This window comes from Burkholderia sp. AU33803 (assembly GCF_002223095.1).
Classification (GTDB): domain Bacteria; phylum Pseudomonadota; class Gammaproteobacteria; order Burkholderiales; family Burkholderiaceae; genus Burkholderia.
Map to the genome: position 1 here is coordinate 1,994,080 of NZ_NKFJ01000006.1, position 11,398 is coordinate 2,005,477.

The 11,398-nt window shown below is 67.9% G+C and carries 11 protein-coding genes; 7 read left to right on the plus strand and 4 right to left on the minus strand.

What is annotated here, in order from left to right; translation table 11 throughout:
- Positions 1-329 precede the first annotated feature (329 nt).
- Complete coding sequence (locus CFB41_RS26195; RefSeq protein ID WP_046548090.1) at positions 330-1,427, plus strand: OpgC domain-containing protein; 1,098 nt, start codon at positions 330-332, stop codon at positions 1,425-1,427.
- A 61-nt stretch (positions 1,428-1,488) separates the two neighbouring features.
- Positions 1,489-2,421 (plus strand): esterase family protein, encoded by a 933-nt coding sequence (locus tag CFB41_RS26200; protein WP_089458456.1) that lies wholly within the window; start codon positions 1,489-1,491, stop codon positions 2,419-2,421.
- Between the two features lie 167 nt (positions 2,422-2,588).
- Here CFB41_RS26200 and CFB41_RS26205 read toward each other — a convergent pair whose 3' ends face one another.
- Positions 2,589-3,803, minus strand: coding sequence for an FAD-dependent monooxygenase (locus CFB41_RS26205; protein WP_089458457.1), 1,215 nt, complete (start codon positions 3,801-3,803; stop codon positions 2,589-2,591).
- Positions 3,804-3,969: 166 nt separating this feature from the next.
- On the opposite strand from CFB41_RS26205, the gene CFB41_RS26210 reads away from it, so the two are divergent.
- The 3 genes from CFB41_RS26210 to CFB41_RS26220 all read left to right on the plus strand — a co-directional run bounded on the left by CFB41_RS26210 (position 3,970) and on the right by CFB41_RS26220 (position 6,079).
- Positions 3,970-4,914, plus strand: a complete 945-nt coding sequence (locus tag CFB41_RS26210) for a LysR family transcriptional regulator (protein WP_089458458.1) — start codon at positions 3,970-3,972, stop codon at positions 4,912-4,914.
- A gap of 140 nt (positions 4,915-5,054) precedes the next feature.
- Positions 5,055-5,813 carry an SDR family oxidoreductase gene (locus CFB41_RS26215; RefSeq protein WP_089458459.1) on the plus strand — a complete coding sequence of 253 codons (759 nt, stop codon included), beginning with the start codon at positions 5,055-5,057 and terminating at the stop codon, positions 5,811-5,813.
- A gap of 11 nt (positions 5,814-5,824) precedes the next feature.
- Positions 5,825-6,079 carry a hypothetical protein gene (locus tag CFB41_RS26220; protein ID WP_089458460.1) on the plus strand — a complete coding sequence of 85 codons (255 nt, stop codon included), beginning with the start codon at positions 5,825-5,827 and terminating at the stop codon, positions 6,077-6,079.
- A 14-nt stretch (positions 6,080-6,093) separates the two neighbouring features.
- On the opposite strand, the gene CFB41_RS26225 is transcribed toward CFB41_RS26220, so the two are convergent.
- On the minus strand, positions 6,094-6,429 hold the full coding sequence (locus tag CFB41_RS26225; RefSeq protein WP_089458461.1) for an H-NS family nucleoid-associated regulatory protein: 336 nt from the start codon (positions 6,427-6,429) through the stop codon (positions 6,094-6,096).
- 332 nt (positions 6,430-6,761) lie between these two features.
- On the opposite strand from CFB41_RS26225, the gene CFB41_RS26230 reads away from it, so the two are divergent.
- Positions 6,762-7,388 carry a TetR/AcrR family transcriptional regulator gene (locus CFB41_RS26230; RefSeq protein WP_089442184.1) on the plus strand — a complete coding sequence of 209 codons (627 nt, stop codon included), beginning with the start codon at positions 6,762-6,764 and terminating at the stop codon, positions 7,386-7,388.
- A gap of 327 nt (positions 7,389-7,715) precedes the next feature.
- Here CFB41_RS26230 and CFB41_RS26235 read toward each other — a convergent pair whose 3' ends face one another.
- The gene (locus CFB41_RS26235; RefSeq protein ID WP_089458462.1) at positions 7,716-8,810 is read right to left on the minus strand and encodes a TrkA family potassium uptake protein; all 1,095 of its coding nucleotides are present in this window, start codon (positions 8,808-8,810) and stop codon (positions 7,716-7,718) included.
- 106 nt (positions 8,811-8,916) lie between these two features.
- Positions 8,917-10,251: an FAD-binding oxidoreductase gene (locus CFB41_RS26240; protein WP_089458463.1), complete on the minus strand. Its 1,335-nt coding sequence runs from the start codon at positions 10,249-10,251 to the stop codon at positions 8,917-8,919.
- A 224-nt stretch (positions 10,252-10,475) separates the two neighbouring features.
- Between CFB41_RS26240 and CFB41_RS26245 the strand changes: the two genes are divergently transcribed.
- A complete protein-coding gene (locus tag CFB41_RS26245) occupies positions 10,476-11,330 on the plus strand; it encodes a helix-turn-helix domain-containing protein (protein ID WP_006485970.1) in 855 nt (284 codons plus the stop codon).
- Positions 11,331-11,398 lie beyond the last annotated feature (68 nt).

Sequence of the window (11,398 nt, forward strand, 5' to 3'; positions counted from 1 at the left end):
GGTCTGTTTTAGGTGTGGCCCGCAGGGCGGACGACGCGGTGTGCGGCCGCGTGAGGTCAAAATGGTGTCACGTCGCAAACCGTCCGTCCATCGGGGTAGATGAACCCTGCGCAAACCGTTGCGCTCGTCCAACTGCCCCGTTGCGTGGACTGCCTGACCCGGCTTATCGGCAGCAGCACGACGGCCGACCATTCGCGTAAACCCGAGGTGCACCGCATCGGTGGCACAATGCGCATCCGTTCGTCATTTCTTCACGAAGTCATGCTTCCCCCCGATTCATGCGCGGCGCGTGCCGGCCGCGCCCGCGGCCCGCGCCGGGAGGCGGTCCGATGACCGCACCGGCCCGGGCCGGCCGTTACGCCGAGCTCGATTTCTTCCGCGGCCTCGTGCTGCTCGTCATCGTCGTCGACCACATCGGCGGCAGCATCCTGTCGCGCGTGACGCTGCACGCTTACGCGCTGTGCGACGCGGCCGAGGTCTTCGTGTTCCTCGGCGGCTTCGCCACCGCGATCGCGTACAACTCGCTCGCCGAACGGCACGACGAAGCCGCCGCGCGCCAGCGCTTCATCCGGCGCGCGTTCGAGATCTACCGCGCGTTCCTCGTGACGGCCGGCCTGATGCTGCTGATCACGGCCGCGCTGAACGCGTTCGCGATCGACGGCCCGAACATGCCGACCAACGATCTCGACGGCCTGCTCCACAAGCCGCTCGCCGCGCTGCGCGACATCCTGCTGTTCCGCCGCCAGCCGTACCTCGCGTCGGTGCTGCCGATGTACGCGTTCTTCGCGCTGCTCGTGCCGCTCACGCTGCCGCTCGCGCGCACGCAGCCGTGGCTGTTGCTCGCGTTCAGCGGGTCGCTGTGGTACGCCGCACCGCACGTCGCGCGCTTTTTGCCGACCGTGGAAGGCGCGCCGTGGGACTTCAATCCGTTCGCATGGCAATTCCTGTTCGTGCTCGGCGTGATCGCGCGCTGCCAGCCCGTCTACCAGACGCTCGCGCCGAAGCCGCAGGGCTGGCTGCTGACGGCCGCGGCGCTCGCGATCGTCGCGGCCGGCGCGTACTACCGGCTGCGCATCGAGCCGTTCCCGACCGATCCGTCGATCAAGCAGAACCTCGGTGCGCTGCGGCTCGCGAACTTCCTCGCGATCGCGTGGCTCGCAGCCAAGCTGGTCCACCTCGGCTGGATGAAGAAGGTTGCGCACGCGATGCCGTGGATCGGCACGATCGGCCGGCAGGGCCTGCTGTGCTTCGTCGCGGGCACCGCCATTTCGCTCGCGGTCGATTCGGTGCTCTACCAGGCGACCGAAGGCTATCTCGACGTGAAGCTCGGCCTGATTGCCGACGTCGTCGCGATGGGCCTGCTGTATCTTGTCGCCAAGCTCTACGGGCCGCTCGTCGCGCGGCTGCCGTTCCGTTCGCGGCGATGACGCGCCGCGCCGTCATGCGCCGCTGCTACGATAGCCGGCGCCTCTCCTGAAACGATTCGACATGCGCCGACTCGCCCTTGCGTTCGCCCCCGCCCTGATCGCCGGCTCCATCGCCACCGCCCGCGCCACGCCGCCCGCGCCGGTGGCAGCGCCCGCGCCGCCGCCGGCCGTCCAGACCGCGACGACCCCGTCGGCCGCCCAGGAGAGCGCGCTCAATCCGGGCAGCAGCGTCGTGCTGCGCACGTTCCGGTCGGCGTCGCTGAAGCGCGACTGGTCGTACACGGTCTACCTGCCGCCCGGCTACAACCCGGAAGGCGCGCGCTACCCCGTGATGTACCTGCTGCACGGCAACGCCGGCAACGCGAACGACTGGGTCACGCAGGGCCGGCTACAGGCCACCGCCGACACGCTGATCGAGCGCCGCGAGATCCCGCCGGTCGTGATCGTGATGCCGCAGGGCGGCACCGACTGGTACGTCGACCGCAAGGAGAAGATGCAGAGCGCGTTCCTCAACGACCTGCTGCCCGAGGTCGAAGCGCACTTCGCGGTGTCGAACCAGCGCGCGGGCCGCGCGATCGGCGGCGTGTCGATGGGCGGCTTCGGCGCGCTGCGCTTCTCGCTGCTCGAACCCGGCCTGTTCTGCGGCGCGATGCTGCTGAGCCCCGCGATCTATGCGAACGAGCCGCCGCTCAATTCCGCCGCGCGCTACGTCGGCGTGTTCGGCGACCGGCAGTTCGACCCGCGCGTGTGGCACGAGCTCAACTACCCGGCGCTGATGCGCGGCTATTTCGCGCGCAGCTGGCGGATCCCGATGTTCATCGCGGCCGGCGACGACGACCTGACCATCCAGGCCGAATCGAGCGTGCTGTACACGCAGCTGCGCCGTGCGCAGAACCCGGCCGAGTTGCGCATCGTCGACGGCGGGCATACGTGGGATGTATGGCGCGGCCTGCTCGGACAGGGGTTGAAGTACGCGCTCGAATGCGTGAAGTGACGGCGGACGGGCGCTGCCCCGCCCGTTTTCGTCAGGCTGGCCGGTGACCGGCGGGCCGCCGGCCGTCGCCCCCTGTCATGCCAGGCGCATGCAATCCCGGCGAGCCTGTCGCGCCTGAGGGCGCACGCGTGGCGCTGGTCGCCGCGCCCCTGATCCCGACGGCAGGCTCAAAGCCAGGTGCCGCCCTGCCGCTCGCTCGGCTCCTGCGCCAACGCGTCGAAATCGTGAATCCAGTCCAGGTGATGCAGCACGCTGTCGCGCTCGGCCAGACGCGCATTGCGCGCCTGCGCGGCCGGCCCGTCCGGCAGATGCAACACATCGGCCACCGAGATCGACGCGTACTGCACCTTGCGCGTGCGGCCGCGACGCAGCCGCTCATACGCTTCCTGCGCTTCGCGCCAGTTGCCCGGCCCGGCCTGCGCCAGTTGCGCGGCCAGCACCACCGCATCCTCGATCGACTGGTTCGCGCCCTGCCCGTGGTGCGGCACCAGCGCATGCGCGGCGTCGCCGATCAGCGTCACGCGCCCGCGGCTCCAGCGGCCGAGCGGCGGCCGGTGGAACAGCCCCCAGCGCTGGCTGATCGGCACGGCGGTGATCATCTGCACCACCGCCGGATGCCAGTCCCTGAACACGCGCAGCTGCTCGCCCTCTTCCGACGGCATCACCCAGTCGCGCGACGGCCACGGTGACGGATGACGCTCGACCAGCAGGAAATTCTGGTCGCCGTCGTCGCCGATCGGATAGTGCAGCAGGTGCCCGTGCGGCCCAATCCAGTACTGCAGCGTCTCGGGATCGGGCAGCAGGCTCAGCCGCGCAGCCGGCACCACGCCGCGAAACCCCGAACACCCGGAATACAGCGCATCGTCGTAGCCGAGCATCCAGCGCCGCGTGATCGAGCGCGCGCCGTCCGCGCCGATCACGAGATCGGCGTCGACGCGCACACCGTTGTCGAACGACAGCGTGACGCGATCGGGATGCTGCGCGAGATCGGTCAGCCGATGGCCGAGATGGATGGACTCGAGGCCGACCGCCTGCGACAGCACGGCCTGAAGATCCGCGCGATGCACGCCCCAGTACGCGCCGCCGAATTGCCGGCGATAGTCGGGGTCGCCGCGATGATGGCCGATCACCGCGCCGCTGCGGCCGTCGCGATAGACGAGCCCCGGGATGTCCGCGCACACCGCATCGAAGGCCGCCCGCAATCCCGTCCGTTCGTAGAAGCGCGTCGCATTGGCCGACAGCGCGACGGCCGCGCCGACTTCGCGCAACACCTCCGTCTGTTCGTAGAGCTGCGCGTCGATGCCGTGCTCGCGCAGCGCAAGCGCGAGCGTCAGGCCGCCGATCCCGGCGCCGACGATCGCAATCTTCAGGTTCGTCTGCATGATGAAGGTGTCTCCGATGTTCCGATGTGGGGTCTGCGGCATGCGCAGCGGTCATGTCGAATGCATGGGCCGTATCGGTATTCTCGGGAGCGGACTTTCATCCCGCAATAAAATGACCGGAATCTGCTTCATCACTGGATGCAATGAACCCGGCGAGGCCACACCGATGGAACTGAGCGATATCGACCTCAACCTGCTGCTGCTTTTCCAGCGGCTGATGCAGGAACGGCGCGTGTCGAGCGTCGCCGAGCAGATGAACATGAGCCAGCCGGGCGTGAGCAATGCGCTCGCGAAGCTGCGCCGCCGGCTCGGCGATCCGCTGTTCGTGCGCGGGCCCGGTGGCGTGGTGCCGACGCCGTTCGCGCTGCGCCTCGCGGAACCCGTGTCGCACGCGCTCGCGACGCTGCACGCCGCGCTCAATCCCGAGACCGGTTTCGATCCGCAGCGCGCCACGCGCACGCTGACGATCGGCATGACCGATATCGGCGAGGTCGTGTTCCTGCCCGCGCTGCTCGAACACCTGTCGCGAACGGCGCCGGGCCTCGCGCTCAATACCGTGCGCGACACGAGCGTCAACCTCGGCGACGCAATGGCCGACGGCCGCGTCGATCTCGCGATCGGCCTGCTGCCGCAGCTCAAGGGCGGCTTCTATCAGCGCCGGCTGTTCGATCAGCGCTATGTGTGCCTGTTCCGGCGCGGGCATCCGCTCGAGGACGCGCCGCTGACGGTCGACGCATGGCGCAATGCCGAGCACCTGGTCGTGGTGTCGGCCGGCACCGGTCACGGGCAGGTGGACGAATGGCTGAAGCGCCGCCGCGTGGCGCGCCAGGTGCGGCTCACGGTGCCGCACTTCATGAGCGTCGGCTACATCCTGCAGCGCACCGACCTGATCGCGACGGTGCCCGAGCATCTCGCGCAGCAGCTTGCCGCACCGTTCTCGCTCGGCTGGCGCGCGTTGCCCGTCACGCTGCCGGGCGCGCCGATTCACATGCTCTGGCATACGCGGGTCAATCAGGACGAAGGGAACACGTGGCTGCGCGACGTGGTGGTCGATCTGTTCGCGGAGACAGGCACGCGGGCGCGGAAGGCCATACCTGGCCGGAAGAGGTAGCCGAGGTCATCACGTTGTCGAGCGTGCCCGACGATGCCACTTGAACATGTACGCCGCGCATTTCGACTACATTGCCGAAGTGGCGATGATCGCGATCGTCGGCCACCTCGCCCCTCTTTCAACCCGCAGGAAATCAAGCCATGTCTGTCTCGAAGAAATTCGCAGCCGTCACCGGCGCCGGCTCCGGCATCGGTCGCGCGGCGGCCATCGCGCTCGCCCAGGCCGGTTTCACCGTCGCGCTGCTCGGACGCACCGAGGAATCGTTGCGCGACACCCAGGACGCGATCCGCACCGCCGGTGGCGACGCGCACGTGTTTCCTGCGGACGTCACCGACGAAGCGGCGGTCGACCACGCGTTCGCCCGGATCGCGCAGCAGTTCGGCCGGCTCGACGTGCTGTTCAACAATGCCGGCCGCAACGCGCCGCCGGTTTCCCTCGACGAATACGATTTCGCCCTGTGGAACAGCGTCGTCGCGACGAACCTGACCGGCGTCTTCCTGTGCGCGCGAGCCGCGTGGCGCCTGATGAAAGCACAAACGCCGCAGGGCGGCCGAATCATCAACAACGGCTCGATCTCGGCCCATGCGCCGCGCCCCGACACCATCGCGTACACGGCCACCAAGCATGCGGTGACCGGGATCACCAGGTCGCTGGCGCTCGACGGCCGCCGGTACAACATCGCGTGCGGCCAGATCGACATCGGCAACGCAGCGACGTCGCTCACGGAACGGATGACCCAAGGCGTCCCGCAGGCCGACGGCAGCCTCGCACCCGAAGCGCGGATGGACGTCACGCATGTCGCGAACGCGATCGTCCAGATGGCGAACCTGCCGCTCGACACGAACATCCTGAACATGACGATCATGGCGACGGCCATGCCGTTCGTCGGCCGGGGATAAACGAAACGCACGTGACGCCCGACTCCGTCCGGCTCGCATTGCGCGACGCCACCCGCGCCATGATTGCGGACGACGTCACGTGCTGTCGGGCGAACGCGAGTTGCACGTCGAGCACGGCGAGCCGACGCGGTTGCGCGCCGGTGAGCGCGCGCGCTTCTCTTCGCATCGACGCGCATGCGTACGTGGCGCCGTCGCCGGAAGGCGCGACGCTGCGCGTGGTGCTCACGCCGCCCGGTCAGGCATCGGCGAAGCCGCTGTCGCCGTAGCCCGACGCCCGCGGTCAGTTGCACCTGCTTTTCTTGCCGGTGGACGGCGGCTTGACGATGACGAACTGACGACGATCCTTGCCCCTGATCCAGAGCGGCGCATTCCCGCGCCCGCTCCACTCCTTTCCGCTCACCGGATCGCGATAGCGCGCCGGCAGCACTTTCACGACGTACGCCCCCCGGCTGCCGTTGCGGCCGACCAGGTCGCGGTGCTTGATCGCGTAGGTATCCATCAGCGAGTGAACCTCCGCGATCGCATCGACGCGTTCGCGCGCGCGTGCGCGCTCGATTTCCTCGTCCAGTTCGGCCAGCTCGACGACGAGCTGTGCATAGGTCTTGCTCGCGTTCATCTTCTGCTTCCTGCCCCCGCATCCGCATCTGCATGCGAACCGGCATGATTCCCATGACTAACCGACTATTTCACGACGTTCCGTGACGGCCACATTCACTCGATCGGCAAGCCGCTCGCGCCGGCGCAACGAAGCACGCGACACGAGAACAGCGACACGCCGCCACACACCGGCACACCGTGCGCGCCCCCGCGTCGACCCGATCGCCCGCCCGGGGCCCCGCTGCAGACGTTCGGCGACACAATCGCGCCCGGCATTTCAAATATCGAGTGATATCTGGAATGCGATCGTAATGGTATCCATCTCAAATATCAACTGATATCCTGCCGGCCATGAACATGGTTCCCCCTCCCCCGCGGCTGAGCCGCGAAGAAAGCCGCCAGCAGACCCGCGCCCATTTGCTCGCCGCGGCGAAGCGGCTGTTCGTCGACCGCGGGTTCGGCGGCACGTCGCTCAGGGATATCGCGGCCGAGGCCGGCTATACGCAAGGCGCGTTCTATTCGAATTTCGCGAGCAAGGAGGCATTGTTCGTCGAGCTGATGCGGGAGCGCTCGCAGACGCAAGTGGCCGACATCGCCCGGGTGCTGAGCGACCCCGCGGCGTCCGGGGAGGACATCCTGAATGCGCTGGAGGTCTGGTCGCGGACCGTCGATGCCGAGCCCGAGTGGTCGGTGCTGGGTGTCGAATTCAAGCTTCAGGGGCGGCGCAACCCCGCTTTCGCCATGGCGTCGCAGGCGTTGCTGGACGCCCACCGCGATGGCCTCGCCTATTGCATCGAACAGATTTTCGCGCGGCTGAAGAAGGTACCGCCCGAACCGCCGGCCGTCCTGGCCGTTGCGTTCATGGGGCTCTCGCAGGGCCTGTCGCTGCAGCAGTCGATCCTGTCCGAGGTGCCGATCGGGCACATGATCATGGTGTTCCTGCGCAGCCTGCTGGCCACGGCCGAGCCGGTGCGTTGACCGGGGAAGATCGCCCCGTTCGCAGCGACGACGATCCGGCGTAAGGGTGGCTGCGCCGGCAGATCGCGGAGATTGCGCAGGACATCGCGCCGTGGCGCTCGACCGCCCCTGGCGTAGGCCAATCACCCAACCGATGCACGCCATGTGTGCGTGAACGGCAGCGATTTCCGCGCGCCTTCCTGTCGGACGATCAAGTGTGCACGGCCCGTCACATTCGGTTGACGCTGATCGCCTGCATTGCGCCTACACGACGAGGAGCACATCGACACTCGCGCGGCAAGACATCGTCAAGCGTTTGGAAACGCGCCTTCACTTGATACCGAATGCTTAGACATCCGGATCCGGAATCCGCGCAGACTGGATCACGACCAGCGTGTCCCCTTTCTCGATCCGGCACGGCGGGTCTTCATAGAACGAAAAGATCTTCCCGCAGCGATCGAGCCCGACGACGATCGCGCCCGGCACCACGTTCGTCATGCAGCCGACCTCCTGCGGCATCGCCTCGCGCTCCAGCAGCGTCGCGCGGCCGCGCGTCGACAGCATGTCGTTCACGAACGGCACGATGTAGCGGCTATGCACGGCGTCCGCGAGCAGCAGCGCGCCGATCTTCGTCGACGACACGATCACGTCGGCGCCCGCCTGCCGCAGTTGCCGCTGGTACAGGTTCTCCTGGATCCGCACGACGATCTTCGTATCGGGCGCGATGCTGCGCACCGACAACGTGAGCAGGATCGCGGTCGGATCATCGGTCACCGAAATGATCACGGCCTTCGCTTCGCGCACCTGTGCCTGCTGCAGCAGATCCTCGTGCGCGGGATCGCCGAGCAATCCCGCCACGCCGAGCGACGTCGCGGCCTCGATCGCCTGCTGCTGCGAATCGATCACGATGAGCGTCGTCGGATCGACGCCGCTCTCGAGCAGTTCGCGCACGGCGATCGAGCCGGACAGGCCATAACCGCAGACGACGATGTGATCGGACAACTGCTTCTGCAGGCGTTTCATGCGGAATTCCTCGATGACGCGCTGGATCACGAACTGATACGCCGTGCCCAGGAAAATGAACCAGATGACGATGCGGATCGGCACGATGAAGAACGCATCGATCAGGCGCGCCCGCGCGGTGACCGGCACGATATCGCCATAGCCGACCGTCGCGACCGTGACCATCGTGAAGTACACCAGATCGGCGACGGTCATCGGCGTGCTCTTGGTCGAATCGCGCAACCCGTCGCGATCGAGATACAGCACGAGGAACGCGAGCATGCACAGCAGCACGACCGCGCCGACACGGAACAGCAGCGTGCGCCGCGGCGACGTCGCGGGACGCGTGAACAGCGTGCGCGCACGCGGCGCCTGCCACGGATTGCGGGCGCGACGCAGGCGTGAGCGCAACGAGCGGCGCTGGGCGGAGGGCGAAGCCAACGGGGGATCTCCTGAAGGATGCGGGCTCGATTCTACGATGGGTCGGCCGCGGCCGGCCGACGTCATCGCGTCATCGCGTCATCGCGTCATCGCGTCGATGCGTCGGTTACAGCATGCTGCGCGGCCGCACCATCGTGCCGTCGACGAAGCGCTGCGCACGAAACGCCGACAGGTCGAGCGACGGCGCCCCCGTGTCGATCCATTCGGCCAGCAGCCGCCCGACGATCGGCCCCATCGCGAAACCGTGGCCGCAGAACCCCGTCGCGATCGCGAGCCCGGACGGCGTGCCCGGCGCATCGATCACCGGAATGCCGTCGGGCAGCACGTCGATCAGGCCGGCCCAGGCCTCGACGATCTGCGCGTCCTTCAGCGCGGGAAAGATCGCCTTGAGTTTCGCAAGCGCCCGCGGCGCATGCGCACGATTCGGCTGCGGCTGCGGATCGCGCGGCTCGATCGGTCCGGTCGCCCCGTTAATACGTGCCAGCGCATCGCGCCACGCGGCCCCGTTCACGTGCAGCCGGAATTTGTCGCGCTGCGACCAGAACTCCGGCCAGAACAGGCTCAACCCGCGCAGGTGGCCGAGCGTCAGGTCGACGTCGACCTGCATGTCGTCGGCAAGATTGATCGCACCGTTCTTGCGCTGCCGGATACCGAGGCCGTGGCCCCACACCGTCGACGCCGATACCGGCGGCACCACATTGGTGCGCATGCAGGTGCCGCGCACGGCCTGTTGCGGGAGCCGGATGCCGACGCCATCGAGCAGCCGGAAGCTGGTCGCGCCGGCCGCGCAGATCACGCGCCGCGTGCGGATCGTGCCGCGCTCGGTCACGACGCCGACCACCGCGCCGCCAGCCGTCTCGATCGCGGTCACGCCGCAGCCTTCGAAGAAGCGCGCGCCCGCCTCGGCGGCACGCGCGGCGAACGCGGCGGCCACGCGACGCGGCTCGGCCTGCCCGTCGGTCGCGGTGTACAGCCCGCCGAGCGTGCGTGCGTCCGGCGAAAGGCCGCTGACGCGCTCGTCGATCTGCGCGCGCGTCAGCGTACGTGTGTCGAGCCCGTGCTCGCGCGCGACGGCGAGCCACGCGTTGAACGACGCCCAGTCCGTTTCGTTGTCCGCAATATAAAGACAGCCGCCCTGCCGCCATTCGAGATCGAAACCGAGGGTTTCCTCTAACCCCTCCCAGATCTTGATGCCGGCCATCATCAGCGGCACCTCGGCCGCTTCGCGCCCCTGCTGCCGCACGAAGCCCCACGCACGGGTCGACTGCTGTCCGGCGATGCGCGACTTGTCGAGCACGACGGCCTTCAGGCCGCGCAGGCCCAGGTAATACGCGGCTGCGCAGCCCATGATGCCGGCGCCGGCGATCACGACGTCGGCGTCGGGCGGGAATGGCGTGTCGGCGAGGGTCAGGGAATCATGCAGCGGATAGGTTGTCGTCATTGTTTCCTGTCAGGCGTTAATGCATTCGAATGTGGGCAGCGGTGGTAACGTCGTGACACACCTTTCACACAAACGCACCTTTCGCCACGCTGAATAACGACCATTTTGCGGTAAAGTTATCTTTTCCGCGCGTGGCCGGTCGGCTCGCCCCTGGACGTCATGAAGACTGTCCGTCGAGACTGCCGCAAGGCGTCGTTCTGAACGTCACGATCCGTTCCCGTAGCATGACCACTGAAGCAATCACCACGGATTCCCTCGCGGTTGCCGAGCGCGTGCGCGAGCTGATGACCCGCAACGGCATCGGCAAGCGCCAGCAGACCACCGAGCTGTGCCGCATCCTCGACCTGAGTTTCTCGCAAGGCCACCGCAAGCTGCGCGGCAGCAGCCCCTGGACGCTCGCGCAGATCAAGAAAGTCGCCGAAGCGTACGGCGAACCCGCCGCGCAGCTGTTCGGCGCGCAAACGCTCGACCCCGGCATGGTCGGCGCCTATTCGCAGGAGGCCGTCCTTTACGCGGGCGTCGCCGAGATTCCGTGCACCGCCTGGATCGGCGCGCCGCTCGAAGCCGGCGCGCGCCCCGAATTCGTCGCGTACGAACAAAACGGCCGCTGGCGCGTGCTGCGCCACACCGGCGTGCTGTACCAGAACGCGTACGACGTGCACAAGATCGAGATCTATCCGCGCCGCGCGGAGAGCGACAAGCTCGTCGTCGCGGTGATCGACCCCGATCGCGTCAGCGCGACCGAGCTGTGCCGCTATCTCGAACGCCAGGGTTTCGCGACCGCCGCATTCGACGGCCTCGCGCCGTTCGTCGACGCGCTGCAGGGCCAGGCGTTCGACGCGGTCCTGACCGAATGGCTGTTCGACGACAGCACGGCCGCCACCGCGATCAAGGCCGTGCGCACGTCCGACAACCCGGGCGCACCGATCTTCGTGCTGACCGGCGACCTGCTCACCGGCCGCGCGAGCGAGGCCGACATCAGCGAAGTGATCCGCGCGTTCGACGTCGTCTGCTACGAAAAGCCCGCGCGCATGGCGATCCTCAGCGCCGATCTCGCGAAACGGCTCGCCCGCGGGTAACGTCCGCGGGCCGTTCTTCCTCCTGACGGCCAACGTCCGCGCGGCACGGCGGTCGTGAACCGGTGCAT